The following is a 25,054-nucleotide window of genomic DNA, read 5'->3' as shown; positions in this document are numbered from 1 at the left end:
GTTCAGCGGAAGCAGTCCGGCCTTCCCTGCGCAATGGTGTTACAGCTTATATCGTGCTCTCCCCGGCGAGACCTTGGCTTGTTTGTCACCGTCGCCAGCGTGATGCGAAGCATCATCGCCAACTTGACACCAGCCATCGGGGCGTCAGGACCACACGACTTTGCCGTACGCTCGACTATCGCTCGTCTGGCGATACTCTTACGTCCATCGCATCCTACCCGCGCGTTTCGTGACGTGCGCAACGCCCCTCTCGTCGGGTGGGACGCCCGTAATACGCAACTGAGTTGGGTCAAAAACAAAGCGAAATATTTTTCGCGAAGGGGCTGGACAGGATTTGGCGCGCGAACGTGAGTTGCCCGTCGGGCAGTTTTTGATGCGCTTACGACCATCGCGCAGCCGTCATCCTGAGGTGCGAGCTCTTGCGAGCCTCGAAGGATGGCCGCAGGCACTGCGCTGAACACCATCCTTCGAGACGCGCGAAGACGCGCTCCTCAGGATGACGGTGCCGTTGCCGTTGTCATCACTCAACGCACAAGACGATACAGCCGCTGATCATACAGGCTGCCGCTCATCGGCATCAGCTTTTCGCGGAACGTTTTCACCGCCGCTTCCGTCGTAAAGTGCTCCAGCGCGGCCATCGACTTCCAGCTCTCCACGATCGTCATGTGGTTGGCGCGGCTGGCCTGCACCCAGATATCGTAGCGGATGTTGCCGAACGTGCCGCGGCTCTGATCACCTAAGGTTTTCAGCATCGCCGTGCCCTCATCCTTGCTGGTCGGAATCAGATCGACATGGGTGATGCCGACGATCGCGGTGACGGGGGTCTCGACCTTCGGACCGATAGTGAGAACAGCATGCTGGCGCTCGTCATAGGGGCCGATCCGCAACGGATCGAGCTTGCCGCGAAATTCTTTCGCCGCGGGCGAACCAACAAACGCCTCGCGCGCGCTGCTGTCGGTCCAGGTTTCGACAATAGCAAAATGGTTGCGCTGGCCGATGCGTTGAAAGGTTTCGAACTGGACGACGCCCGCGGCCTTTTGCGCGGCAGCGGCATAGGTTTTGAGGAGGTCGCGGGATTGGACGGCCGCGTCCGGCGACAGCTCGAGATAGGTCAGCACCAAGGCAGGCTTGGCGTCCTCGGCCCGCAACGGCGACAGGGTCAGGCCGATCAGGCTCAGGGCCGCGAACAGCGCGCGTAGTTTCATCGACGTTTCTCCCATGCGGCCGGTTGGATCGGCCGGGTTGTTCGGCCTTGTTCTCCGGCCGCAACGTTCAGTACGTCGAACCGGGCGGGTGTTTCAACCCTGGCATGGGGAGTCGTCGGTCCTTAGGGTGGGCAAAGCGCAAGCGTGCCCATCATTTTTTTGACGTAGGGTGGGCACGGCGCAAGCGCGCCTTTGCCCACCCTACGCGCTGGTCAAGCCGGGTGACGACGGAACCGACACCCCCGCCGACACCACGACGACGTGGCTTGCGACGGTTGCTTCGGTGCGATAGCGCGGCAACTCGCCTTGCAGCGCGTAGCAAACGCACAGCGCCAGGCTGGCCCAGACCGCAGCGCTGAAATACAGCGCCATCCAGGTCATCTCTTCCTTCCACTCGGCGAGGTCGTGGGTCACGACCCAGCGCGTCGAGACGTCACGCAGGCCCTCCAGCGGTCCGAGCAGCCTGCTGCCATCGGCACGCCCGGCGCGCCATCGGTTGAGATACATCGGGACGTCGACGGTCATCAGGAACGCCAGATAGGCGACGATGCCGATGATGGTGACGACAAGGCCCGCGCGAACCGGACCATCGAACTCCGGCAGCAACCGGCACAGGCCGATCCCGACGATAAAGAAGGCAACCGCCCAGAGCGAATTTTCGATGGCGTTGCCGATATAATGCGTGGTCAGCACCGCATACCACGACAGACATTCCGCGATCAGGATCAGCGGCACGATCACCCACGCGGCGTTCACGGCGGTCTCCGCGCCCGTTATGGTGCCCAACCGATACAGGATGATCGCCCACTGCGCCGCAAAGCAGACCTCGGCCACCGTCGCGACCGAACGCCCGACCACGACGCTCGACAGCCAGGTGTCGAACAGGCAGATCCGCTGCACGTCCGCGCGCGGCAGCAGCGAGCGGAAGGCGCAGCCAAACACATAAGCGGCGCAGAGCAGCAGCATCAGCTCAAGGCCGGGCGGGCTCGCGATACCGCCGGCCTGCTGTTCGTGGAATTGATGGTACAGCGCGAACCAGATCGCGATGTTGGCGCCGCTGACCAGGGTCAGCAGGCTCCACCACCACGCCAGCGGGTTTGACCAGGCCAGAGAGGCCGACTTTGAAGCCGATCTGGAGTGCGACCGCGAAGTTGACCGCGCCCGCGCCGGCGTCCACCATTCCAAGCTCATGATTTCAAACTCCCGATCTCAAGCTCTCGAATCCAAACCTCTGAACTGAAGCCTCTGAACTCAAAGCCTCGCGCCCTTCGAAATATATTCGAACTGACACTCGTCTGTATTACTTCTGTCACAAAAATGCGGGTGCGGCGATGAGAGAATTGTGACAGTGGGCGCATCGTCGCCCGGCGCGTCGGCGACGCAGGCACTGGCTCTTGCGCCTGATGTGTGAGACATGCGCGAGGTGTCCGCCTCACCCCACCACGCGATTGCTCTCGACAGCTACCGCCAGAGAAACCGCCCTGTGAAACCGCCCTGTGAAACCACGCCGAGAAACCATGCCATGACAAAACCTTGCCTCGCACCCGATCCGAACCCGTCGCGGCCGTCCTTCGTGCTGCCGGAGCACGCCACCGACTGTCACATGCATCTGTTCGGAACCGCGCCGCAGTTTCCCTATGTCGGCGATCGCGACTACACGCCGGCCGAAGCCAGCGCGGCGGCGGCGCGGGCGCTTTATGACAGGCTCGGCATCAAGCGCTTTGTCGCGATCCAGCCGAGCGTCTACGGGCTGGACAATCGTTGCCAGCTCGAATTCGCCGCACAGGTCGGCCTGCCCTTTCGCGCCATCGTGGTGTTGCCGCCGGAGGTGTCGGACGCGGAGATGACCCGCCTGCACGATCAGGGCGTGCGCGGCCTGCGTTACATCCTGGCGCATCCCGGCGGGCTCGACACGGCGACGCTCGAGCGGTCGGCCGATCGCGCACGCGCGTTCGGCTGGCATCTGGAATTCCTGCTGAAGCCCGAGCAACTGATCGAGCTTGAGCCACAGCTGACAAAACTGTCCTGCCCGGTCTCCTGCGACCACATCGCCTTCATCAAGCCCGATCTCGGATTGGCGCAGCCCGCATTCGAAGCCTTGAAGCGCCTGATCGAGACCGGCCACGGCTGGGTGAAATTCTCCGGCGCCTATCGCATCTCAGGCAAGGCCGATCACTATGAAGCGGTGTTGCCGTTGGCGCGCGACCTCGCCGAGCGCTATCCCGATCGCATCGTCTGGGGCAGCGACTGGCCCCATGTCGGCCAGATGACCACGATGCCCGCGACCACGCCGCTGCTCGATCTGCTGGAGACCTGGGTGCCGGATGAAGCACAGCGGCGGCGGATATTGGTGGATAACGCGGCCGAGCTTTACGGGTTTAAGTCGTAAGGAAGGAGCGCACCGCGCGTAGGATGGGTGGAGCGAAGCGATACCCATCGTATCGGTCACATTGATGGATATCGCAAACAGCTCAACGCATCCTACGGGCTGTCAGGTTTTTGTCCGCTTCCAGTCAATTGCGCCGGTTTGACCATGCGCCGCTCACTTCCGGTCTACCATGGTGAACCGACATCATCAGACCGGCCCGGCTGGTTCGAGCCACGTCCGACATCTGTCGTTCATGCTTTCGGAGCGAGCCAATGTCCCTTGTGAATATCGAATTTCACCGCGCCGTCGTCGCGCATTTTCAATAGCAGCGACTGGCAGTCGTCCTGATTCTTGATGTTCACGCGCTTCATAATTTCGAAAGTTTTCAAAGGCTTTTCCTGAAGGGCAATCAGAATTTTTTCTCGGTCGGTCATTGGGGCTCCTGGCGCTGACGACCGGCACGATACGCGGTGTGCAGATCATCGGCAACCGATGCGTACGCTTGACGAGTTCCGCTTCGGGTCAATCCCGTCACTTGGACGATATGTCGACTGCTCCCAGTCTACCGCCAGCCAGGCCCTCCGAGCAAACGCCGTTCACAAACTGTTGTCGGACTAAAACCGCGACGCGATCGATCTCTGGAGAGCGATGGCAATGAGGGTCCTTGCACTAGCACGGCTCCTACGTCGCCCCCCGAGGCAATGCGCAGGAAAAGAGAGCTATCCATGTCAAGCAAAACAATCTTTGGCGCCCTATTGGTTGTGTCGTCGCTGTTGCTGGCAAACGTCGGCCATGCAGAGCCAATTCCGCCAGTTCATAGAGGATCATGGCCGATCCACAACGGTCACAACACCCAACCGACCGAGAATGGACTGAGATCGTTGCATCTCAGGGATGTCACGCCGGATCAGGCGCGCGAGATCGACCGCTTATACAGCGAGCTGCTGGCGGGACATCCTGCGACCAACCATTGATCGCGCGGCGGAAAAGAACAGGAGATCAGCCCATGAGATCCGTCTGGCAACGATCGAGGATGATCGCAATTGTCGTCGCTATCGTGTTAGGCACCGGTGCCATAGCTCTGGCTCGACCGCACCCGATCTCCGAACCCGCCCTGGGAACGGAGTGGCAATGCAGCCGCGCGGCGTTCGTCGTCACCTGCCATCACCGCTGAAACGCTGGCAACGAGGGACAGCCCTACTGCGAGCCTTCGAGCCCGAGTTGTTTCACCATCGCGCCCCATTTCAATTGTTCGGACGCAATATAGCCGCGCATGTCCTCGGTCGACGGTGAAGCGTTCAGGATCAGGCCGAGCGCTGTGATTTGCGCCCGCATCTCGGGGGCCTGCATGATGCGCTTCATTTCCGCATGCAGCCGGTCGATGATCGGCTGCGGCGTCTTTGCAGGCACCAGCAGCATGTGCCAGGACACGCCCTCAAAACCCGCGATGCCGGACGCCTCGGCGAATGGCGGCACGTCCGGCAGCAGCGGCAGGCGTTGCGCCGACGACACTGCGAGCGCGCGCAGCTTGCCTTCCTTGATCAGGGGAATCGATAGGCCGGCCTCGACAAAACTCGCCGCGATGTGGCCGCCCATCAGATCGGTGACGGACTGCGGCGTGCTGCGATACGGCACATGCGTCGCCTCGAAGCCGAGCTGCTTCTTGGCCAGCTCCATCGACATGTGCTGGACCGAACCGGTGCCGATCGAGGCATAGTTCAGCGGCGGGTTTGCCTTCCGGGCGAGTTCGACGAATTCCGCAAGTGTTTTCGCCGGCAGCGCGGGATCGACCACCAGAATAAATGGCGACTTCACATAGAGCGAGATCGGCGTGAAGTCCTGCACGTCATAATTGAGGGTCTTGAACAAGGTCGGATTGATCGCCAGCGCGATGCTGGTCAGCACCACGAGCGTGTAGCCGTCGGGGGCGGCCTTGGCGACCTGGTTGGCCGCCAATGTCGTGGCAGCACCCGGCTTGTTTTCGACGATGACCGGTTTGCCGAAAGCCTCCGAGAGTTTTTCCGCATACAGACGCGCGATCGCGTCCATGCCGCTGCCGGCCGCGAGCGAAACCACGATGGTGATCGTCCTTGAGGGATAATCTTCACTTCTGGCCGGTGCGCTCGCCAGCAATCCCAGCAACACGGCGCAACGCAACGTCCAATGCGTTTTCCAGATCATGACACGCAGCCCCTGAGATGCGGGAGTTGAGTGAGAACGATCCTACAGCCAACCGGCCGCGCCGATAGAGCCTTCTCGGCGCTCGATGATAAAAATCACGCCGGCCGCGCTCACCCCTTCGCCGCTGGCTCCGGCATGATTTGCAGCAACGGCCCCGGCCCGACGGAAATCTGCCCGGTGAACGGACGGTCGTGGGCGGCGATCAAGAGCACGGATGCGGCGACGCCGGTCGCAAACAGGCCGAGCGCCACGGCCGATGTCAGCCTGTTGTCGCAGTGCACCAGCGCGATCACGATCAGTTCGCATAGCGCCTGCAAATAGAGACACCACCATTTGACCGGATTGACTTCCGACTGGCTGACGATGATCCGCTGCCGGCGCGCATCCAGCGCGGTCCCCAGCGCGGTGATGATCTCGCGTTGCACGGTCTGCTGGCCCGCACCCTGCGGCGTCATCGTGACCACCCCTTGCAGCGCCTCGGCAAGTGCGGCGGGGGTGGCCCGCAGCGACGCGGTTTGGCTGGCCATCATCGGCCATTCCACCGTGACCGCCTGCTCGACATAGCGCCGAACGAGCTCTGTCAGATGGGCCTGCTGCTCGGCCGGCAGGCCGGCGGCGAGCAGCGTCACCTCGCGCAGCGCGCTGGCCTCGCGGCTGACCGCGGCACTGGCGCGCTCATTGTCGGCCCAGACCTGCGCCGCGGTGAACGCCACGAACAGGCCGAAGATGATGCCGAGCACCGGCAGCATACCCACCGAGACCGCCTTGAAGGACTTTACGCGCTCCCCGTTCGCGAGCGCCGACACCGAAACCAGGATGATCGCCGCCAGCAGATAGGTAAAGCCGAACACCACCAGCGCCATCGCCAGCACCGGCAGGTTATGTATCCAGTCGCTCATTGCAGTCCCCCGTGCGGCTTCGAATCGGCAGCCTTGAATTAGCAGCTTCGGATTAAGCCGCCCTTGCGATTCGTAGCTGATCCCGGGTTCGCCGGCCTCACTCCACCAATTCCGGCCACGGCACGATGGTCGACTTCACCGTCTTCATCGCCATGGCGTCGGCGACGGCGCGGGCGACGCCATCTTCGGTGAAGGGATAGATGGTCTGCATTTCCAGCCAGGGATATTTGTTGCGGGTGCGATAGAGCATGTCGACGCCGAGCGGCAGATCGTTGCCGGTAAAGCCCCAGGAGCCCAGCACGTTGAGGTCCTTGGTGCAGATGCGATGCCAGGAGGTCGCGATCGAGCCGGCGTCGGTGAACTGGCCCATCTCGACATAGGTGCCGCCGTCGCGCAACATCTCGATGCCTTCGGGGCCGGCGCTCGGATGGCCCGAGCAATCCATCACTAGATCGGCGCCAAAACCGCCGACGATGTCGCGCACCGCTTTGATGCGCGCCTCGGGGCTGGTGACCTGCTCGATATCGACAGTGGCTTCGGCGCCGAATTTGCGCGCGAGCTTTAATCGCGGCGCTTCCGGCGCGCCCACGCATATCACGCGCCCTGCCCCCATCTCCTGCGCAGCCGCGACCGCGAGAATCCCGATCGGGCCGGAGCCCTGGATCACCACCGTATCGCCCCAGGTGAAGCCGCCGGCGCGGCTGGCGCGGTTGAAGGCGCGGATGCAGGAGGTCAACGGCTCCGACAATGCGCCGAGCCGCAGCGACATGTCGTCGGGCAATTTGTAGATCTTGGTGCCGGGCAATTCCTCGAGATCGACATAGACATATTCGGCCCAGCCGCCCCACAGATGCGGCGCCTTGTCGAAGCCGAGATAGCGGCCGTAATAGACCGGCGTCAGGCACTTGTTGGCGCTTTGCGGATAATGGATGCAGTAATAGCACTGGCCGCACGGCATCAGCGGCGGGATCATCACCTTCGATCCCACGTTAAGCGGCTTGCTCATGAAGTCTTCCTTGAATTCGGAACCGACCTCGACCAGCACGCCGCCGATCTCGTGGCCGAGCGTGAACGGCCACGGCAACGGCTTCGGCCAATGTCCTTTCAGGATATGCAAATCGGTGCCGCAGACACCGCAGGCGCCGACCTTGATCAGCGCGGCCTTTTTCGGGATTTTCGGCCAGGGCACCTGGCGGATCACCGGCTGTGCGCCCGGACCGGCATAGGTGCATACGCGGATCTGTTCCATGAGGTTTTGCTCCCTGTTTTGGCGTTTCTGGTTATCTTAATGCTGCCTTTGGGTCCCGGCTCTGCGGAGCAGCACTGCGTGCTGCACCGCGTCCGGGACACGAGGCTGGTGGGTGCGCTGAAAACATCGCACCGCGATAAGACCTCGTGCCCCGGATGCTGCGCAGCGCGAAGCGGTGCGCTGCTGATCCGGGGCCCACAAGTCCGGGTCCAGATGCCCTTCCAACGATAACCAGCGATCACGAATTGAGCCTGTCACTCAAATCCTGCCAATCCGGGTTGAGCTTCTCAATCAAAGCGATCTTCTACGCCCGCCGCCATCGCTTCAAGGTATGCTCTCGTGCGCGAGCTTCGAGGATAGAACTGAACGCCTCGAAATAAACCAGTTGATCAACCTGATACTTGCGTGTGAAGCCGGGAACGAGCTTGGCTTTATGCTCAGTCACCCGGCGAGCAAGGTTGTTGGTGACACCGATATACAGGGTCCCGTTTTTCCTGCTCGCGAGGATGTAGACGAAGAAAGCGGCGTCCATCTCTGTGTAATAACCCAAGGTCGTGCCGGCTTTCCAGCCAATCCTAAGCAACGACTGACAGAAACATAGGTCCCGGCTCTGCGGAGCAGCACTGCCCGGACGATGCTTCGCATCGCCGAGGCGGCACCGCGTCCGGGACACGGCGCGGCGGTTGACTCGCGCAGGCTGCGGTCTCAGGTTGCGCTTCGATCGTGGGGAGTGAGACGTTGCGCAACCGGTGGGGCATTCTGGCCGTCTTGTTCACGGTTCGCCTCACCATGGGCTTCCAGTTTCAAAGCATCGCCGCGGTCGCGCCATTGCTCGGCCCGCGATATGGCGCGAGCCTCGCCGACATCGGATTGCTGATCGGGCTGTATTTCACGCCGGGCGTGGCGCTGTCGTTACCCGGCGGCGCGATCGGCCAGAAGTTCGGCGACAAGATCACCGTGATCGCCGCGCTGCTGCTGATGCTGGCCGGCGGGCTTGCGATGGCGTTTTCGCAAGCGTGGAGCCTGCAGATCGCGGGCCGGCTGGTCGCCGGCGCCGGCGGCGTGCTGCTCAACGTGCAGATGACCAAGATGGTCACCGACTGGTTCGCGGGCAAGGAGATCGCCACCGCGATGGCAGTGTTCGTGGTGTCATGGCCGGCCGGCGTCGCGCTCTCGCTGTTGGCGTTGCCCGCGGTCGGCGTCGCCTATGGCGTCAGCGCGGTGGGCCTTGTGGTGGCCGGCGCGGTCGCGCTGGGGATCGTGCTGCTGGCGGCGACCTATCGATCGCCGGAGACAATGCTGGCAGCCGCGACCAACGCCGCGCGGCCCGATCTGCGCTCCACGATGGCGGTGATCATGGCGGGGTCGATCTGGGGTCTCTTCAATGTCGGGTTTGCCGCGATCTTCAGCTTCGGGCCCTCGATGCTGGTCGAACGCGGCTGGTCGATCGCCTCGGCCGGATCGGCCGTCAGCATCGTGCTGTGGCTCGCGGTGCTCTCGGTCCCCTGCGGCGGATTTCTCGCCGACCGAACCGGGCGGCCGCAATCGATCCTGATCGCCGGCGCCGTGCTGTTTTCGATGCTGATGCTGGCGCTGCCGCGCGAGAACGCGGTGATCGCAACCATCGCGGCGCTCGGATTGGTCTCGGGCCTTCCCGCCGGCTCGATCATGAGCCTGCCGGCCCGCGTGCTCAAACCCGCCACCCGCGCCATCGGCATGGGCATCTTCTATACGGTCTACTACGGCATCATGATGCTGGGGCCGATCGTCGGCGGGGCCTGCGCCAAATGGGCCGGGAGTGCGGCGGCGGCGTTCGATTTCGGCGCCGTGGTGCTGCTGGCATGCCCGCCGCTGCTGTGGCTGTTCAACCGCATCGCAGCGCGCTCCGCGGAATTGTGGTAGCTGCCTCTATATGACGCAACCCATGCTAACCGCTCGTTAACCCTGACGGCCTTAGGGTCGGCCGACACCGAAAGTCCGGTTGTCGGGTGGCGAAGATGGCGTTGGCGCACAAAAAATCTATTCTTCCGGCCGCCGAAGAGCGACGCCGCTTTCAGCGCGTGAAGGTTCATCTGCTCGGCCGCTACATGCTGCCGGACCGCCGCGAGTTTCCCTGCCAGATCATCAATATGTCGCCGGGGGGCCTCGCTCTGCTGGCGCCCGGCATCGGCAATGTCGGCGACCGCGTGATCGCCTATCTCGACCATATCGGCCGCGTCGAAGGCAAGATCACCCGCATCATCGACAACGGCTTTGCGATGACGGTCGGCGCTACTGCGCGCAAGCGCGATAAGCTCGCCGCCCAGCTCACCTGGCTCGCCAACCGCGACATCCTCAATCTGCCGGAAGATCGCCGCCACGACCGTATCGTGCCGCGCAATCCGATCGCGCTGATGACGCTCGAGGACGGCACCAAGATGACCTGCCGGATCATCGACATGTCGCTGTCGGGTGCTGCGATCGCCGCGGAAAACCGCCCGCCGCTGAAATCCCAGGTGCTGCTCGGCAGGATCGCAGCGCGCGTGGTGCGCAATCTCGAGGAAGGCTTTGCGCTCGAGTTTATCCACGAGCAGCTCGCCGAGACGCTGGAAGATAGCGTCAGCTCGCGCTAGGGTCTTTTGTTTTGACGCGTTTTCTTCACGCGGACCGGTGCCCACGGAGCCTGTCATCGGGCGCGCATTCGCGCGACCCGTTGGCTCGAAAACGCTTTAAGGCCCGTTCACTCCCCCTTCTTCGCCGGCTTCGACAGATAGTCCTTTGACTGCGCCTCGCCCTTCAGCGGGGTCACTTTGTCGGGGTCGATCCGCACCATGATGTAGTCGATGTGATCGTCGATCCGGGTGAACCAGTGGCCGGTGCCGGCCGGGATCACGACGACATCACCGGCCTTGATCTCGTAGGCCACGCCATCGCGCACCTCGGAGCCGTTGTTGCCGGGGCCGTTGAATTCCACCACCGTGCGCATGCTCGCCGGCCGCCGCTGCCGGTTGACGATATCGGGACCCAGCACCAAGGTCGCCGCTCCCGACAACACATGATAGACCTCGCTGATCTGGTCATGCTCGGCGACCGAATCCGGCGCCGGCTTTTCCAGCCTGCCGCGATGCACCCGGCCGATGCCGATATGGGCCTTGCCGATGTCGATATCGCGGACCTGCTGGTCGAGCAGCTTTTCGTCCAGCGCCTTCTGGGCATAAGCGTCGATCTCCGAGGCCGGGACATAGGTCCCCGGACACATCGGACAGGTCGGCTGGGGATCGGTGGGGTTAATTTTCGGTTGCTCGGCAGCGTGGGCCCCGACCGCAAGCCACAGCAACGCTGAAAAACCCCAGACCAGCCGCTTCATCATTATCTCCCCTGATGTTTTCCGAATGCATGCACGGCTGTTCCGGCTTTGCCAAGTCTGCCGCCAAGTGCGCGTTACGGGAGCTTTTTCGTGCGGCTGTGAGACAGCGTTAGCGCGCGGTAAAGCGCCGGCGCGCCCGACGACGCCGATCTCGCCGCCATTCGCAGCATTCGAGGCCGCGTGTGAGGTATTTTTCGTCGACCGTATCAGGTTAACGGGAACCGCCGATGCCGCCGCAAATCGCTGCACCGCATGCTGGCGCGGGTTAATCTGTAAAATTTGAATCAATTGCGAATACTTCAAATTTTAGTCTAATTCGATTCAAGTATAGATCGAATTCGCGGCTTGTTTTACTTGCAATCGCCTCAAATGTACTTGGCTAACTTAGCCGCGGCGAAAAACGTTTGTGCGAAACGTGGTCCCAACAAGAAACGGGGGCCACAATGTTGGATTTCAGGGGACGGGGAAAGGGTTTGGCGGTTATCGCCATCCTCTTCGGAATGAGCGTGTCGGCGCATGCCGGCGATGAACGGACAATGTATGCGAGCCTCGGCGACACCACGCGAGCGCCGATCGGCTGGACCGAATTCTGCGCGAACAGTCCGGGCGAGTGTCCGGGCGGCACCTCGCAGCCACGCGATATCGTGCTGACGCAGACCGCCTGGCGCGATCTGCTTCGGGTCAATCGCTGGGTCAACGAGACCGTGAAGCCGATGACCGACATGGACCATTGGGGCGTGGTTGAGAAATGGTCGTTGCCGACCGACGGCTACGGCGATTGCGAGGACTACGTGCTGATGAAGCGCAAGATGCTGATCGACGCCGGATGGCCGCGCGAAGCACTGCTGATCACGGTGGTGCGCGACAGGAACGGCGAAGGCCACGCGATCCTGACCGTGAAGACCGATAAGGGCGAGTTCGTCCTCGACAACCAGAACGAGAACGTCGTGGCCTGGAACGAGACCGGATACCGCTTCGTCAAACGCCAATCGCAGAGCGATCCCAATGTCTGGGTCTCGCTGGGCGACAACCGACCCGCTGTCGCCACCGCGACCGCACGCTAGGACACGCGACCCGGTCACATCCCCACCCCTCCCCGTCCCAGACCGGATCGCGCGCGGCCAGCTCTCCCCCAAGAGCTGGCCGCAACTTTTTTGGCGGCCCCTACTCGGCCGCACTCCGCAATTCGGCCTTCTCGGCGCGCACCGCGCAGAACTTGAATTCCGGAATCTTGCCGAACGGATCGAGTGCGGGATTGGTCAGCAAATTCGCCGCGGCTTCCGCGTAGCAGAACGGCATGAAGACCATATTCTCCGGAACGTCGCGGTCGGAGCGGACCTTCAGTTCGACAGCGCCGCGTCGCGTCTCCAGCCGGATGAAATCGCCGGGCCACACATTGAGCCGCCGCATATCCTTGGGCGACATGAAGGCGACGGCCTCGGGCTCGATCTGATCAAGTACGTGGGAGCGTCTGGTCATCGAACCCGTATGCCAGTGTTCGAGTACGCGGCCGGTCGAAAGCACCATCGGGTACTCGTCGTCGGGCAATTCGTCGGGAGGAATGACCTTGGCCGGCACGATCTTGCCGCGGCCGCTCTCGGTCGGGAAACCTGTGGTGAAGATGATCTCGTTACCTGGCTTGTCCGGATCGTCGACCGGATACGTCACCGCGCCCTCGCGGACCAGCCGCTCCCACGTGATGTTCTTGAGCGACGGCATCAGTTCGGCCATCTCGGTGAACACTTCGCCCGGTCCCGAATAGTCCCAGGGCAGTCCCATGCGTTTGCCGATCTCCTGGATGATCCAGAGATCCTGCCGCGCATCCCCCGGCGGTTTGACCACCTCGCGCGCCAACTGCACGCGACGGTCGGTATTGGTGAAGGATCCTGATTTCTCCGCGAAAGCGGAAGCCGGCAGGATGACGTCGGCGTGGAAGGCGGTCTCGGTCACGAACAGGTCCTGCACCACCAGATGGTCGAGCATGGCCAGCGCCTGGCGCGCGTGCTGCAGGTCCGGATCCGACATCGCCGGGTTCTCCCCTTCGACGTACATGCCGTTGATCTGACCGGCATGGATCGCGTTCATGATCTCCACGACCGTGAGCCCGCGCTCGGGATCGAGCTTCTGGCCCCAGAGCTCTTCGAACGCGCCGCGCAGATCGTCGCGACCGACGGGCTGATAATCCGGCAGGAACATCGGAATGAGACCGGCATCGGAGGCGCCCTGCACGTTGTTCTGGCCACGCAACGGATGCAAGCCGGTGCCCGGACGTCCGATCTGGCCCGTGATCAGCGCCAGCGCGATCAAGCAGCGCGCGTTGTCGGTGCCGTGCACATGCTGGCTGATGCCCATGCCCCAGAAAATGATGGAGGATTTCGCGCGCGCGTACATCCGCGCCACTTCGCGCAGGGTCTCGGCGGGAACGCCGCAGATTTGCGACATCCGCTCCGGGGTGAACTCGGTGATCTTGGCTTTGAGGTCTTCGTATCCCTCCGTATAGCCGGCGATATATTGCTCGTCGGTCAGGCCCTCGGTGATGATCGTGTTGATCATCGCATTGAGCATCGCGACGTCGCTGCCGGGCTTGAATTGCAGGTGCGTGGTGGCGTGCCGCGAGAGCGCCTGCCGGCGCGGATCCATCACGATCAGCTTGGCGCCGCGCTTGGCGGCGTTCTTGATGAAGGTCGCGGCGACCGGATGGTTCACGGTGGGATTCGCTCCGATCACCCAGATGACCTCGGCGTCCGCGGCGGCGGCGAACGGCGCCGAGACCGCGCCCGAGCTCACGCCTTCGAACAGGGCGGCGACCGAGGACGCGTGGCAAAGCCGCGTGCAGTGGTCGACGTTGTTGGAACCGAAGCCGGTCCGGACCAGCTTCTGAAAGAGATAGGCCTCTTCGTTGGAGCCCTTGGCGGAGCCGAAGCCGGCCAGCGCCTTGGGGCCCTTCTCGTCGCGGACCTTGACAAGACCTCTGGCGGCGATGTCGAGCGCCTCCTCCCAGGATGCCTCGCGGAAATGCGTGAACGGATTGGCCGGATCGACCTGATCGTTGGCATCCTTCTTCACGCCCGGTAGCCGCACCAGCGGCTTGATGAGGCGATTGGGATGATGGATGTAGTCGAACCCGAAGCGACCCTTGACGCAGAGGCGGTTGTGGTTGGCCGGCCCGTCGCGGCCTTCGGCATAGATGACCTTTTCGTCCTTGACCTGATAAGTGACCTGGCACCCGACGCCGCAATATGGGCAGAGCGAGTCGACCTTCTTGTCCGGATAGGTGACGCGGGTCTGGTTCTCGTCGAGCATCACGGACGGCATCAGTGCGCCGGTCGGACACGCTTGGACGCACTCTCCGCACGCCACACAGGTGGACTCACCCATCGGATCGTCGAAATCGAACACGATCTTGGCATCATGGTTGCGATAGGCCATGCCGATGACGTCGTTGACCTGCACCTCGCGGCAGGCGCGCACGCACAGGCCGCACTGGATGCAGGCGTCGAGATTGACGCGCATCGCCGGATGGCTGGCGTCGCCCTGCCAGCGCTCGGCCGCCGGGAAGCGGCTTTCCGTCACCTCGACCTTTTCGGCCCAGTGCCAGAACTTCGAATCCGGATCATGAGAAGTCGCGCGCGCCGGCTGGTCGGCGACCAGAAGCTCCATCACCATCTTCTGCGCCGCGACCGCGCGCGCGCTTTCGGTCTTCACCTTCATGCCGACGCTCGGCGTGCGCTTGCAGGACGCCGCCAGCACACGCTCGCCCTCGATCTCGACCATGCAGGCGCGGCAATTGCCGTCCGGCCGGTAATCCGGCGCGGGCGAATAGCACAGATGCGGAATCTCGCGGCCCTGACGTTTCGCGACCTGCCAGATGGTCTCGCCGGCGCTGGCTTCGACCTGCTGACCGTCCAGTTCGAACGCGATCGTCTGGGGTCCGTGGCCTGCGCCGCCAACCTGCCCAATCGGTTCACTGTGCGAGACCGTCACGCGGCCGTCGGGAACGTTCTTGCCTCCCGCCGCACCCTTGGCGTCGTGACCGTAGCCCTGCGGCGGTGGACTTTTCTCGTTGCTCATACGATACCTCGTCGGAAACTCGGTTGCGCCCGGTCAGCCTACTCGGCGGCCTGCTGCGGCTGCGGTCTGAATTCGTCAGGGAAATATTTGATGACGGACGTCAGCGGATTCGAGGCCGCCTGACCTAGCCCGCAGATCGAGGCGTCCCGCATCGCCTGGCTCAATTGGCCGAGGAGTTCGTCGTTCCAGACCGGCTGCTGCATCAGCAGAACCGCTTTCTCGGTTCCGGCGCGGCAGGGCGTACACTGCCCGCAACTCTCGTCCTCGAAGAACTTCATCAAATTGAGCGCCGCGCCCCTGACACTGTCGGCCTGCGAGAGGATGACGACCGCTGCCGATCCGATGAAGCACCCGTATTTTTCGAGCGTACCGAAATCCAGCGGGATGTCGTCCATCGCGGCCGGCAGGATGCCGCCCGAGGCGCCGCCCGGCAGGTAGGCTTGGAACGTATGCCCGTCGGCCATGCCGCCGCAGAATTCGTCGATCAGTTCGCGCACGGTGACACCGGCGGGCGCCAGTTTCATGCCTGGATTTTTGACGCGTCCGGACACCGAATAGCTGCGCAGACCGTGACGATCGTTGCGACCATGACCCTTCCACCAGTCCGGCCCCTTCTCGACGATGTCGCGCACCCACCACAAGGTCTCGATGTTGTTGATGAGGGTCGGCAGACCGAACAGACCGGCCTGGAACGGGAACGGCGGCTTGTGCCGGGGTAGTCCGCGCTTGCCCTCCAGGCTTTCGAGCAGCGAAGATTCCTCGCCGCAGATATACGCGCCGGCGCCGCGTCGCATGTGCAGCTGCGGGCCGCCGGCTGGCAGCTTCGCGATCTCGCGCTCGAGTATCTCCCGCGCGGCCGGATATTCGTCGCGAAGGTAGATGTAGACCTCGGGCGCTTCGACCACATGCGCGCCGATCAGCATGCCTTCGAGGAAGCGGTGCGGATCGGTCTCCAGATAATAGCGGTCCTTGAACGTCCCGGGCTCGCCCTCGTCGCCGTTGACCGCCATCAACCGCGGACCGGGCTCGCCGAGCACCGAGCGCCACTTGCGTCCCGCGGGAAAGCCTGCGCCTCCGAGCCCGCGCAGCGAAGCATCGTCGAGCGATTTGAGCAGATCGTCCTTCGGAAAATCTCCGGAGCGCAGGCGCGACAGCAACCGGTAGCCCCCGCCGGCGACGTAGGCGTCGAAATCGACGTAGTCGGGCAGATGCGCGTGGGTGTCGCCGGCTTTGGCGGCAGCGAGCACGTTCGCGACCGTGGCGTGGTCGACGAAGTTGTGGCCGACTTCGGCGGTCGGCGCGGTGTCGCAGCGGCCGACGCAGGGTGCGCGCACGACGCGGATGCCGGGACCGGCCGCGGTCTGCAGTTGCTGCAGCAGCTTCTCCGCACCCAGCATCGCACAGGTCAAGGAATCGCAGACCCGGATGGTGAGCGGTGCCACGTCGGGCTGACCCTCCTTCACAATGTCGAAATGCGCGTAGAACGTTGCGGTCTCGAACACTTCGGCGAAGGAGAGTTTCATTTCGTCTGCAAGGGCGGCGAGATGGGCCGCCGAAATCTGGCGGTATTTGTCCTGGATCAGGTGCAGATGCTCGATCAGGAGATCGCGCCGGCGCGACCGGTCGCCGAGCAAAAGCTCGATCTCATGCGCGGCGGTCGGATCGATCTGACGGCCTTTCGGCGTTGATTTGGCCCGCTTCCGACCCTCGCCCGGATGCTCGAACTCGCGGACCTTGTGGACGTCGCTGCTCATGAAAATCCGGCTCTCCGCAATAGTTCTGACAGACTCTAGTCCTTGGTATGCCAGAGGCAAGGGTCGATTTAGAACGCGTCGAGATCCCGGGCGCAGCGGTCTGAGCGAGCGTGCGATCCGTACCGGAGGCCAATCAGAGCGAATTTCCTGGTGGTCATACGGACGACCTACAGCAGTTCGGCGTAGCCGAGAAATCCGACCTGGTCTCCGGGTTCAACCCGGACGATCGATTCGCCGAGTTCGATCAGGCCGTCGGTGTCGACGAGCGACGACAGCAGCCCGGCGCCCTCGCGCGCAAACTTGACGGCTTCCAGCGTGCCGTCCGCGGCCTCTCGCAGCGAGGCGCGGACGTATTCGCGCCGCCCCAGCTTCTTCTTGTAACCGAACGCGGCCCGGACCGGCATTGGCAGCAAAGGCGCCGGCGTCGCTCCGGACAGCGCCAGCACCGCCGGACGAACGACGTGGACGAACGTCACGAAACTCGCCACCGGATTGCCCGGCAGGCCGATCAGCGGCGTCCCGTCGATGATGCCCATCGCAACGGGGCGCCCGGGCTTGATCGCCATCCGCCACAGAACCAGTGAGCCGACGCTCTCGACCGCGGTCCTGACGTGGTCCTCCTCGCCGGTCGAGACCCCGCCGGTGGTCAGGATAAGATCGTGTCGAGCGGCCGCCACTTTCAGCGCCCGCGCCAAAGCTGATTTTTCGTCCCGCAGGATACCTAAATCTCCGACCTCGCAGCCGAGCCTCCGGAGCATCGCCATCAGCATGAAGCGGTTGGAATCGAACAGTTGGGCCTCCGCCCGCTCCGCTCCGGGAGAAGTCAGTTCGTCGCCCGTCGAGAACACGCCCACACGAAGCCGGCGCACCACGTCGAGCATTGTAAGTCCGAAAGCCGCGGCGACCGCGACGTCCTGCGGGCGCAGCCGCCTGCCAGCCTTCAGCGCCACGTGTCCCTGCGGAATGTCTTCGCCGGCGGGGCGAACGTTGGCGCCAGCCTTCAGGCCGGGTGGCAGGACGACGCGTCCGGTGTCGTCGATGCGGACGTCTTCCTGCATGAAGACGGTGTCGGTGCCGGCGGGCATCGGCGCGCCGGTGAAGATCCGGACGGCGTGCCCGGGCCGGAGCGCCGGCGCCGCAGCACCGGCCTGCACGCGTCCCCCGATGGGAAAGGGCCGTTCGCGGTCCCTCGGCAGATCCCCGGCCGGGACCGCGTAGCCGTCGACGGCGGAGTTCATGAAGGGCGGCAATGGCAGGGGCGCGGCGACGTCGACGGCGAGGATCCGGCCGTCCGCCTCGGTCAGGCCAACAGTTTCCGTCTCCGCGACCGCCCTCAGGCGCGATGCGATGATCGCAACGGCCTCGTCGACCGCCATCATCGGTCCACCGAAAGCGAAGCAGTCGTCCGATAATTGAGCCATCGTCCGCCTCTCAGATCACCGCCGCAGCCGAGGCCGGCGCGTCGATGTCGAAATCGTGATGCGCGTGTTTGATGACGGACACGCGCAGACTCGGCCGAGAAGGTCTGGGAACCCGGCCGATTGCCGTCTTTGCTGGTTTATATCGGCACTCCGGCGATGTCATGCTAACCTGGCCGGCATGATGAAGATGGAAAAGCCGCCGGCTCCCTTGATCGTACCCGATCCGGACGATCCGCGCCTGACCCAGCGGGTCTCCGGGATCGACCAGACCGGCGTGACGGTCGAGATCAAGGTCCCGGTCGAACGTCCCCTGACCCTGTATCTCAATGCGCAGGAGATCGTCACGATGATGACGATCGGCGATTACCCGGAGTATCTCGCGCTCGGCTACCTGCTGAACCAGAACATGCTCAAATACGACGACGTCGTCACCGAGGTCGAATACGACGACGATCTGCAGGTCGTGGTCGTGAGGACCGAGCACCACACCAATTTCGAGGCGAAGCTGAAGAAGCGTACGCAGACCTCAGGCTGCGCGCAGGGCACGGCATTCGGCGACTTGCTGGAGGCCGTCGAGAGTGTGGCGCTGCCGAAGGCCGAATTGCGGACATCCTGGCTCTACCGGATGACCCACGCCATCAACACGATGCCATCGCTCTATCTGGAAGCAGGCGCCATTCATGGCTGCGTCCTATGCAAGGAAAGTGAGCCGGTCTGCTACACGGAAGATGTCGGCCGTCACAACGCCGTCGACAAGATCGCCGGCTGGATCTACCGCCATGGCGTCGATCCCGCCGACAAGATCCTCTACACGACGGGCCGGCTCACATCCGAGATGGTGATCAAGACGGTCCGGATGGGCATACCGATCCTGATCTCCCGTTCCGGATTCACCGCATGGGGCGTCGATCTCGCGCGTCAGGTCGGCTTGACGCTGGTGGGACGCGCCAAAGGAAAGCGGTTTATCGCGCTGTCCGGAGCGGAACGGATCATCTACGACCAGAATCTGGCCTACATCGAAGAGGAATCCGCGCGATCCAAGCGCAAAGGCGAAGGCCGCGACGACTGAAATTCCCGGCGTCGTGCCGGTGGGGCGGGCCTGCGCGCCGGATCGGCGGCGGCGCCAAGCCGATGCGCTTCATCCCCCAAGAGCTGGCCGCTACTTTTTTGCGGCGCGGAAAATTGCGCGCCGCACCGGGACCAGACTCGGACTATCGAGGTGCAGCGCCGCTTCAAGTTCAGAGCGGCAGCCAGGTTATTTCGCAGGCGCCGTTGCAGTTGTTGCAGTGCGCTGGCTGATCGAACGTGTTGGCCAATTCCCATTGCTGGGATTCATTGCTCCATTGCGCCGTCACGTAACTCAGGATGTCGTCCGACTCGCATCGCGAGCAAACCGGCGTTGAACGCGCCGCCTGCCTGTTGGCGATGCGTTTCGGCCGATTGACGATTTGCGCCGGCTCTAGGTTGAGACTGAATGGATTGAGAAGCAACGCGTGCTGCATTTTTTTCCCCGTCGTACCGCGCAGTTCGATCTTGACCCAGATGTCAGTCCAAATTCAACTCTCCTTCGCGAACATCCCAAGCCTGTTGTTCCTCGGCAACAGACGACAGACCGACATGGCAGCGATGCTTAGACTTCGTCGGCACCGCCGATTGAGCCTGCGCCACCGACGCGATGCAACGCGATACGTCGCCACGGTTGCAACGCCGAACTGAGCGGCGGAGATTTTCGTTGTGCCCTGCAAGGTAAGGTTTAGCAGTTAGGTTAAGGCGCAGTCCGTGTTGCAACGGAGGACGCCGATCTGCTTCGATCACTCCAGCAAATTAGCAAGGAGTTTTCGATGCCCAACGCGCGCACAAGACTCTCTTTGACCGGCTGTTGAGCCATGGTGTCCTCGCGACATGGCAAGGACCGCGCGACGCGTGTCGTGCTGATCCTGCTTTGCCTGCTCGCCTTCGGGCCGATCATGCTCGCGGCGCTGCTCAAGATCATCACCATCGAAACCCGCAATGGCCTCAAGCAAATCCAGCGCACCGTGCAGTACCGGCCGCATCCCGGCGGTGCCCTCGAAGGCGACGTCCCGGCTCCCGACGAGCGAAGCTAGACGGGACAGTCCAGTGCCTGTGCCTTGCTTAGGAGTAGCTTTGCCTCGCTGAGGGGAACTTTTGCCTCGGGTACGGGAACTTTGCCGACGCGGCCGGCTTGAAGGTCCATGATCGACATCACCTCCGGCGATCAAGGTAACCACCGTATCGCGCGTATCGGCCGGCAACCGATTGCACTCGCGGCGGTTGCGCTCGTCCTGATGCTGACCGCCGCCGGATCGATCGCGCTTTGGCGCGCCACCGCCGGCAGCTCGACCGAACCGGATCGTGTGGTATCGGCCCGGCAAATCCAGCTCCGGGCGGCCGCGGCGTCCGAGCAATTAGTCGAGAGAACCAAGGCGCTGGAGTTCTCCCAGCAAGAATCGATCGATCAGTTGCAGGCGCTGCAGGACCAGGTCCAGAGCGTCAAACGCCTGCTCGCAGCGCAGCAAAATGACGCCAAGCGGTTGTCCGACCAGGTTGGCGCGGTGGCCGGCGCGATCGACAGCCTCAGGCAATCCTTCGCGGCTGCCCCGGCGACGGAAGCATCATCCGATCAGCCCAAGGCCAGACACGCCACAAACCGGCCCAAACTCCATGCCACCAGAGGTGCGCAGCACCGGCGCGCCAAATCGCACGGCTGATCCGACCGCGAGAACGGGGAACGGAAAAACCCGGCCCAAAAACCAGGCCCAGGCTTTATTCCCACCAGCCGGCAAAAATTTTTTGCCACCAAATGTGAACTAAATCACACTTGACGGCGGCGACTCGGGCGATGGTGCGGCTACCGGGTTGGCGCGAGCCGATTTCAATATCCGGGCAGGGCAAGGCCGCATGGGCGTCATATTCCGCCGGCGGCCTTGTTTTTTTTGCACGTCAAGCCCGCCGACGCTTCCCCGTGGCGGAGCCGCACCCTTGCCGGCCAGCCCAGGCCGGCCGGGTCATTCGGAATCCGCCTTGTATTCGTGAACGGTGCGCATATCGGCATGCGAAACGACGAACCGCCGGGCGACCTTGTCCGGCAGATGGCCGCCCGAAACGCAATTCAACACCCGGGCGAAGGTATTGACCAGATCGACCGAGCCTTGCGCCTCGTCCGAACAGACCTCCGGCATCCGCAGCGCATTCAACGCGCCAAACCGCTCCTTCTGGTCCGGGAGGTCCCAGCCGTCGAACGGCTTTTTGAACTGTCCGCGAAACGCGGTGCCATGGTCGGACTGCAGCACGATGATGGCCTGCGGATCTCTCTCGATGACTTCATCCAGCAGCGTGACGGTCTCGTCGTTGACGCAGATCAGTTGATCGATGAAAGCGGCTTTTTCGGCTGCATTCCAGTCCAGGAGATCCGGCGCCGCGGCCCGCACCGAGCAATCGCGATTGAAGCGGATCGGAGGATGCGGCGCCAGCACGTGAGCGTACAGGAAGAACGGACCGCGTTCGGGCAGTTGGAAAAGCCGGTCGGTCACTTCGTGCACCGCGCCCTGCATGAACATGGACTCCTGGACTGCCCTGTCCGCATCCGTGAACATGGCGATCGCATCCATCACCGGCGATTTCGACAGCAGCGCAATGTTGAATTCGTCGAACTCGAACGCACTTCCACTGGATTGAGCGTTTCCCCTGATGCAGATGGCGCCCTCGAGCGGGCATGCCGTCAGTTCGTCATAGCCATTCTGGAAATGCACGTAGCGGTAGCCCATCGCGCGGAAGGTATTGACGACGACGTTCTGGCCGCGAACCGTTCGTTGCAATTCCGCCGGCGACGGCGTCCTAGGCGGAATTCCATCAACTGGAAACCCCATCGACAGGGTGCTGGATATCGAGAAGGAGGTCTCGGGAAAACTGGCGACCGCGCGGTCGTAAACCGTGAAGTTGAGACCTTTCAGCCGGTCGACAAACGGCGCGTTGTCGAAGTTGAAAAACTCCTGAAGCACGTCCCTCCTCGGATAACCATCGAGCAGGATCCAGTAGACATTGGGATCGCGGCGCGCCGACAATGCAAGCGCCTTGGGATCGTTCATCACGATCGGATGCGCAAGCGCCCGGCCCAGGCTCATCGTGGCCGGCACGACGTAAACCAGGCCGACCAAGGCCATCGTCGGCAGCAAAACCGCGGCCCTTGAGAAAATACCGATCAGCGCGCCGATCAGCAGGGTCACGACGACCCAGCACAGCATCGAAAACAGCGCGAAATGGTCATTGCCGATCAACGCCCTGATTCCGTCGTGAGAAACCAGCCTGGTTATTTCGTCGTAGGAAAACGCCATAAAGGACAGCGCGGCCGCGATCACGAATATCCGGTCGATCGGAAAGGATCGAAAGATCGCCTTGGCCGCCAGCGAGCCCGCGACCGCGATTCCCAGCACGAGCAAATACCAGTGCAGCACGCGCGAAGGCCCGGTGAGGCTTTCGAAATTGGTGCGGTAAAAGTTCAGAAAGGCGACGCCCGAGAACAGCACCAGCACGACGAGCGATAGCAGGAGCCTAGCTAATCTGCGCACGCGACGGACTTTTTGCGTAGACATACAGCGTCCGCCCCGACGAGGAAACGACTTCCCTCTTTTCGATGGCCGCCCGTTTCGCCAGTTCAGCCTCGAATTCAGCCTGCGAGTATTGGTCGAAGATGTCTTTTCGGATGCTCAGCATGCGCTGGACCGTGGGATCCTCTTTCGGCACGAACTCCACGACGCCGCAATCGGCGAGATCAACCACCCAGTCGAGCAGCATCGGAAGCGGAACGTTGCGGGCAATCGCGATGTGGTGTTCGAGCGCCAGGGCCAGTATCGCGTCCGGCCTGCCGCGCGAGCTCAGCCCGGCGCGCTCCTTTTGATGCCATCCCTGACTTGGGCTCGGGTTGCATGCGTCCATATACAGCGGCAGAAATTTCAGATCGCTCCGCACCGAGCGCTGTACGGCAAGATTGAGCGCGCCGTGATCGGTGTCGAAACCGACGACGTCACGCGCGCCGGCGCGCAGCGCGGTCTCGCTGTAAAGGCCGGTGTTGCAGCCGAGATCCCAGACCGTTTTCGGCCGCAAGCGCTGGATGAAATCCGCCACGAAGGATTGCTTGCGTTTCTCCTCTTCCGGCAAATAGGAATTCTCGGCTTCATAGTCGCGCCAGATCGTCGTCTGCGTCGCAAACGGATCGCGCAGGCCTGAGATCCAGCCCCTGAGATTGCGCAGCATGAATTGCAGCGCGTTGAGCGGAAGCTTTCGTTGCTTGGCGGCGATGCCCCTCGCCGGTTTAGATTGGGCGGAGCGTTGCAACCAAACGGGGATCAGCACCTCCGACCATATCCGCCACGACAATTTGTGCCTGGCACGAAGCGCCCGCGCCAGGTCCTCGGACGCAATCCCCTCGACCGATCCACGATACCAGGCATTGAACGGAATCTTCAGCAGCGACGTCAGCAGCAGCGGATTGAGAAACTGGTCGTTGAACTGCCGCTGGCCGATCCACATTTCGCCTTCGGTGTAGGACGCCAGCGACAGCGGATCGATGAAGATCGGCTTGGTGCCCTCGAATTGAACATTGTAGGCGCTGGCGTCGATCAGCGTAAAACAGGATTCCAGCGCCTTGAGATGCAGATCGAGATGAAAGATCGCCGCCCGCTTCAACAGCTCGAAAGGCCACTCATAGGGATAGGATATGAAGTTGATGGGCTCGTGCTCCAGCACGCGCGGCGCGACATCCTGGATCGCAAGTTCGGTGGAAATATCGGTCGGCACCAGCCATTTGTTGGTGACGAGATCGGCCAACAGACCCGACGCTCTCAGCCACTCGAAGGAGCTGAAGGCATCTTCCCGCAGGACGCGGAATATCCTGTCGTCGTAATGCGCGACATAGCCGGAAGGATCTCGAAACGATCCCGCATCTCGAACGATCGTCATCAACCCAGCACTTTGTATGTCTTGAACCATGCCTGCACGCGGCCGAGACGCGAAACCGGCGCGACCTTGGTCAATCCGACGACATCGGATGCGAGAGGCTCGGCGCTCATCGTCAATTTCCTCGACTTGCAGTGGTTCGGCTGCATTCGGAAGCGCAACCCGTAAAACGCGAAATCACCCGCCCGCGATCATGCCAGCCATGTGCCGCCGATCATTACCCTTGTCCGCGCGGACGGCATCGGGATCGCGCGTATAACATTACGGCAACGTGTCAAATCCACTGCCGAAAGCAAATTAAATAAAGTTCACTTCACAGCACGCCAAGAGCCCCTAAGGTCCCGCGATGAATCGAACACAGAAATATATCCTGCTGTCTCTCGCACTGCTGAACTTCACGATCGCCGGCGTGTCGGATGCGGCTGCCTATCTGGATCCGGGCACAGGAAGCATCATTTTTCAAAGCATTATCGCCGTCGTGGCGACCGGCCTGGCGGTTTTCGCCACCGCTTGGAAAAACGTCACAGGCTTTTTCAAAGGCCTGTTCAACAGCAACATCAAGAAACATTCCGACAAGGATTGATCGA

22 protein-coding genes and 1 pseudogene are annotated in these 25,054 nt (G+C 62.6%); 9 read left to right on the top strand and 14 right to left on the bottom strand.

The window, feature by feature from the left end:
- Positions 1 to 524 precede the first annotated feature (524 nt).
- A complete protein-coding gene (locus GSQ88_RS17290) occupies positions 525 to 1,205 on the bottom strand; it encodes a putative quinol monooxygenase (RefSeq protein WP_159008912.1) in 681 nt (226 codons plus the stop codon).
- 201 nt (positions 1,206 to 1,406) lie between these two features.
- On the bottom strand, positions 1,407 to 2,396 hold the full coding sequence (locus GSQ88_RS17285) for a hypothetical protein (RefSeq protein WP_246784833.1): 990 nt from the start codon (positions 2,394 to 2,396) through the stop codon (positions 1,407 to 1,409).
- Positions 2,397 to 2,727: 331 nt separating this feature from the next.
- Between GSQ88_RS17285 and GSQ88_RS17280 the strand changes: the two genes are divergently transcribed.
- Complete coding sequence (locus GSQ88_RS17280; protein WP_159008911.1) at positions 2,728 to 3,594, top strand: amidohydrolase family protein; 867 nt, start codon at positions 2,728 to 2,730, stop codon at positions 3,592 to 3,594.
- Positions 3,595 to 3,824: 230 nt separating this feature from the next.
- Here GSQ88_RS17280 and GSQ88_RS17275 read toward each other — a convergent pair whose 3' ends face one another.
- On the bottom strand, positions 3,825 to 4,007 hold the full coding sequence (locus tag GSQ88_RS17275) for a hypothetical protein (RefSeq protein ID WP_159008910.1): 183 nt from the start codon (positions 4,005 to 4,007) through the stop codon (positions 3,825 to 3,827).
- A 291-nt stretch (positions 4,008 to 4,298) separates the two neighbouring features.
- On the opposite strand from GSQ88_RS17275, the gene GSQ88_RS17270 reads away from it, so the two are divergent.
- The gene (locus GSQ88_RS17270) at positions 4,299 to 4,547 is read left to right on the top strand and encodes a hypothetical protein (RefSeq protein WP_159008909.1); all 249 of its coding nucleotides are present in this window, start codon (positions 4,299 to 4,301) and stop codon (positions 4,545 to 4,547) included.
- Between the two features lie 223 nt (positions 4,548 to 4,770).
- Here the strand turns inward: GSQ88_RS17270 and GSQ88_RS17265 are convergent, their stop codons facing one another.
- The 4 genes and pseudogenes from GSQ88_RS17265 to GSQ88_RS17250 all read right to left on the bottom strand — a co-directional run bounded on the left by GSQ88_RS17265 (position 4,771) and on the right by GSQ88_RS17250 (position 8,434).
- Complete coding sequence (locus GSQ88_RS17265) at positions 4,771 to 5,754, bottom strand: Bug family tripartite tricarboxylate transporter substrate binding protein (protein ID WP_159008908.1); 984 nt, start codon at positions 5,752 to 5,754, stop codon at positions 4,771 to 4,773.
- A 110-nt stretch (positions 5,755 to 5,864) separates the two neighbouring features.
- Positions 5,865 to 6,653: a bestrophin-like domain gene (locus GSQ88_RS17260; protein ID WP_159008907.1), complete on the bottom strand. Its 789-nt coding sequence runs from the start codon at positions 6,651 to 6,653 to the stop codon at positions 5,865 to 5,867.
- Positions 6,654 to 6,750: 97 nt separating this feature from the next.
- A complete protein-coding gene (locus GSQ88_RS17255) occupies positions 6,751 to 7,902 on the bottom strand; it encodes a zinc-binding dehydrogenase (RefSeq protein WP_159008906.1) in 1,152 nt (383 codons plus the stop codon).
- Between the two features lie 238 nt (positions 7,903 to 8,140).
- Positions 8,141 to 8,434: pseudogene (locus tag GSQ88_RS17250) on the bottom strand (GIY-YIG nuclease family protein).
- A 206-nt stretch (positions 8,435 to 8,640) separates the two neighbouring features.
- On the opposite strand from GSQ88_RS17250, the gene GSQ88_RS17245 reads away from it, so the two are divergent.
- Complete coding sequence (locus GSQ88_RS17245; RefSeq protein ID WP_159008905.1) at positions 8,641 to 9,804, top strand: MFS transporter; 1,164 nt, start codon at positions 8,641 to 8,643, stop codon at positions 9,802 to 9,804.
- A 95-nt stretch (positions 9,805 to 9,899) separates the two neighbouring features.
- A complete protein-coding gene (locus GSQ88_RS17240) occupies positions 9,900 to 10,514 on the top strand; it encodes a PilZ domain-containing protein (protein WP_159008904.1) in 615 nt (204 codons plus the stop codon).
- 107 nt (positions 10,515 to 10,621) lie between these two features.
- Here GSQ88_RS17240 and GSQ88_RS17235 read toward each other — a convergent pair whose 3' ends face one another.
- Positions 10,622 to 11,248 carry a cupin domain-containing protein gene (locus GSQ88_RS17235; RefSeq protein WP_210253837.1) on the bottom strand — a complete coding sequence of 209 codons (627 nt, stop codon included), beginning with the start codon at positions 11,246 to 11,248 and terminating at the stop codon, positions 10,622 to 10,624.
- A 443-nt stretch (positions 11,249 to 11,691) separates the two neighbouring features.
- On the opposite strand from GSQ88_RS17235, the gene GSQ88_RS17230 reads away from it, so the two are divergent.
- The gene (locus GSQ88_RS17230) at positions 11,692 to 12,312 is read left to right on the top strand and encodes a transglutaminase-like cysteine peptidase (RefSeq protein WP_159008902.1); all 621 of its coding nucleotides are present in this window, start codon (positions 11,692 to 11,694) and stop codon (positions 12,310 to 12,312) included.
- Between the two features lie 100 nt (positions 12,313 to 12,412).
- On the opposite strand, the gene fdhF is transcribed toward GSQ88_RS17230, so the two are convergent.
- From fdhF to GSQ88_RS17215, 3 genes are all read right to left on the bottom strand, one after another.
- Positions 12,413 to 15,319, bottom strand: coding sequence for a formate dehydrogenase subunit alpha (fdhF, locus tag GSQ88_RS17225; RefSeq protein WP_246784832.1), 2,907 nt, complete (start codon positions 15,317 to 15,319; stop codon positions 12,413 to 12,415).
- A gap of 38 nt (positions 15,320 to 15,357) precedes the next feature.
- The gene (locus GSQ88_RS17220) at positions 15,358 to 17,073 is read right to left on the bottom strand and encodes an NADH-ubiquinone oxidoreductase-F iron-sulfur binding region domain-containing protein (protein WP_159008901.1); all 1,716 of its coding nucleotides are present in this window, start codon (positions 17,071 to 17,073) and stop codon (positions 15,358 to 15,360) included.
- A gap of 167 nt (positions 17,074 to 17,240) precedes the next feature.
- A complete protein-coding gene (locus tag GSQ88_RS17215) occupies positions 17,241 to 18,494 on the bottom strand; it encodes a molybdopterin molybdotransferase MoeA (protein WP_159008900.1) in 1,254 nt (417 codons plus the stop codon).
- Between the two features lie 178 nt (positions 18,495 to 18,672).
- On the opposite strand from GSQ88_RS17215, the gene GSQ88_RS17210 reads away from it, so the two are divergent.
- Entirely contained in the window at positions 18,673 to 19,563 is an 891-nt protein-coding gene (locus GSQ88_RS17210) for a formate dehydrogenase accessory sulfurtransferase FdhD (RefSeq protein ID WP_159008899.1), read from the top strand.
- A gap of 169 nt (positions 19,564 to 19,732) precedes the next feature.
- On the opposite strand, the gene GSQ88_RS17205 is transcribed toward GSQ88_RS17210, so the two are convergent.
- A complete protein-coding gene (locus tag GSQ88_RS17205) occupies positions 19,733 to 19,996 on the bottom strand; it encodes a hypothetical protein (RefSeq protein WP_159008898.1) in 264 nt (87 codons plus the stop codon).
- A 384-nt stretch (positions 19,997 to 20,380) separates the two neighbouring features.
- Here GSQ88_RS17205 and GSQ88_RS17200 point away from each other — a divergent pair, with 384 nt between their 5' ends.
- Positions 20,381 to 20,599, top strand: coding sequence for a hypothetical protein (locus tag GSQ88_RS17200; RefSeq protein WP_159008897.1), 219 nt, complete (start codon positions 20,381 to 20,383; stop codon positions 20,597 to 20,599).
- A 108-nt stretch (positions 20,600 to 20,707) separates the two neighbouring features.
- On the top strand, positions 20,708 to 21,223 hold the full coding sequence (locus GSQ88_RS17195) for a hypothetical protein (protein ID WP_159008896.1): 516 nt from the start codon (positions 20,708 to 20,710) through the stop codon (positions 21,221 to 21,223).
- Positions 21,224 to 21,520: 297 nt separating this feature from the next.
- On the opposite strand, the gene GSQ88_RS17190 is transcribed toward GSQ88_RS17195, so the two are convergent.
- Both GSQ88_RS17190 and GSQ88_RS17185 read right to left on the bottom strand, forming a co-directional pair.
- Positions 21,521 to 23,080, bottom strand: a complete 1,560-nt coding sequence (locus GSQ88_RS17190) for a sulfatase-like hydrolase/transferase (protein WP_159008895.1) — start codon at positions 23,078 to 23,080, stop codon at positions 21,521 to 21,523.
- Positions 23,064 to 24,470: a class I SAM-dependent methyltransferase gene (locus tag GSQ88_RS17185; RefSeq protein ID WP_159008894.1), complete on the bottom strand. Its 1,407-nt coding sequence runs from the start codon at positions 24,468 to 24,470 to the stop codon at positions 23,064 to 23,066. Before GSQ88_RS17185 ends, GSQ88_RS17190 begins: the two co-directional genes overlap by 17 nt.
- A 343-nt stretch (positions 24,471 to 24,813) precedes the next feature.
- Between GSQ88_RS17185 and GSQ88_RS17180 the strand changes: the two genes are divergently transcribed.
- Positions 24,814 to 25,050 (top strand): hypothetical protein, encoded by a 237-nt coding sequence (locus GSQ88_RS17180; RefSeq protein WP_159008893.1) that lies wholly within the window; start codon positions 24,814 to 24,816, stop codon positions 25,048 to 25,050.
- Positions 25,051 to 25,054 lie beyond the last annotated feature (4 nt).

The organism is Bradyrhizobium sp. S69, from assembly GCF_009766005.1.
GTDB lineage: Bacteria > Pseudomonadota > Alphaproteobacteria > Rhizobiales > Xanthobacteraceae > Bradyrhizobium.
Note: the sequence above shows the minus strand (reverse complement) of the source record. Positions and strands in the feature narration are given on the sequence as shown.

What these genes read in the sequence shown, in the direction of transcription:
- GSQ88_RS17290 (WP_159008912.1), bottom strand. Translation starts at nt 1,205, where the DNA reads ATGAAACTACGCGCGCTGTTCGCGGCCCTGAGCCTGATCGGCCTGACC.
- GSQ88_RS17285 (WP_246784833.1), bottom strand. Translation starts at nt 2,396, where the DNA reads ATGAGCTTGGAATGGTGGACGCCGGCGCGGGCGCGGTCAACTTCGCGG.
- GSQ88_RS17280 (WP_159008911.1), top strand. Translation starts at nt 2,728, where the DNA reads ATGACAAAACCTTGCCTCGCACCCGATCCGAACCCGTCGCGGCCGTCC.
- GSQ88_RS17275 (WP_159008910.1), bottom strand. Translation starts at nt 4,007, where the DNA reads ATGACCGACCGAGAAAAAATTCTGATTGCCCTTCAGGAAAAGCCTTTG.
- GSQ88_RS17270 (WP_159008909.1), top strand. Translation starts at nt 4,299, where the DNA reads ATGTCAAGCAAAACAATCTTTGGCGCCCTATTGGTTGTGTCGTCGCTG.
- GSQ88_RS17265 (WP_159008908.1), bottom strand. Translation starts at nt 5,754, where the DNA reads ATGATCTGGAAAACGCATTGGACGTTGCGTTGCGCCGTGTTGCTGGGA.
- GSQ88_RS17260 (WP_159008907.1), bottom strand. Translation starts at nt 6,653, where the DNA reads ATGAGCGACTGGATACATAACCTGCCGGTGCTGGCGATGGCGCTGGTG.
- GSQ88_RS17255 (WP_159008906.1), bottom strand. Translation starts at nt 7,902, where the DNA reads ATGGAACAGATCCGCGTATGCACCTATGCCGGTCCGGGCGCACAGCCG.
- GSQ88_RS17240 (WP_159008904.1), top strand. Translation starts at nt 9,900, where the DNA reads ATGGCGTTGGCGCACAAAAAATCTATTCTTCCGGCCGCCGAAGAGCGA.
- GSQ88_RS17235 (WP_210253837.1), bottom strand. Translation starts at nt 11,248, where the DNA reads ATGAAGCGGCTGGTCTGGGGTTTTTCAGCGTTGCTGTGGCTTGCGGTC.
- GSQ88_RS17230 (WP_159008902.1), top strand. Translation starts at nt 11,692, where the DNA reads ATGTTGGATTTCAGGGGACGGGGAAAGGGTTTGGCGGTTATCGCCATC.
- fdhF (WP_246784832.1), bottom strand. Translation starts at nt 15,319, where the DNA reads ATGAGCAACGAGAAAAGTCCACCGCCGCAGGGCTACGGTCACGACGCC.
- GSQ88_RS17220 (WP_159008901.1), bottom strand. Translation starts at nt 17,073, where the DNA reads ATGAGCAGCGACGTCCACAAGGTCCGCGAGTTCGAGCATCCGGGCGAG.
- GSQ88_RS17215 (WP_159008900.1), bottom strand. Translation starts at nt 18,494, where the DNA reads ATGGCTCAATTATCGGACGACTGCTTCGCTTTCGGTGGACCGATGATG.
- GSQ88_RS17210 (WP_159008899.1), top strand. Translation starts at nt 18,673, where the DNA reads ATGATGAAGATGGAAAAGCCGCCGGCTCCCTTGATCGTACCCGATCCG.
- GSQ88_RS17205 (WP_159008898.1), bottom strand. Translation starts at nt 19,996, where the DNA reads ATGCAGCACGCGTTGCTTCTCAATCCATTCAGTCTCAACCTAGAGCCG.
- GSQ88_RS17200 (WP_159008897.1), top strand. Translation starts at nt 20,381, where the DNA reads ATGGTGTCCTCGCGACATGGCAAGGACCGCGCGACGCGTGTCGTGCTG.
- GSQ88_RS17195 (WP_159008896.1), top strand. Translation starts at nt 20,708, where the DNA reads ATGATCGACATCACCTCCGGCGATCAAGGTAACCACCGTATCGCGCGT.
- GSQ88_RS17185 (WP_159008894.1), bottom strand. Translation starts at nt 24,470, where the DNA reads ATGACGATCGTTCGAGATGCGGGATCGTTTCGAGATCCTTCCGGCTAT.
- GSQ88_RS17180 (WP_159008893.1), top strand. Translation starts at nt 24,814, where the DNA reads ATGAATCGAACACAGAAATATATCCTGCTGTCTCTCGCACTGCTGAAC.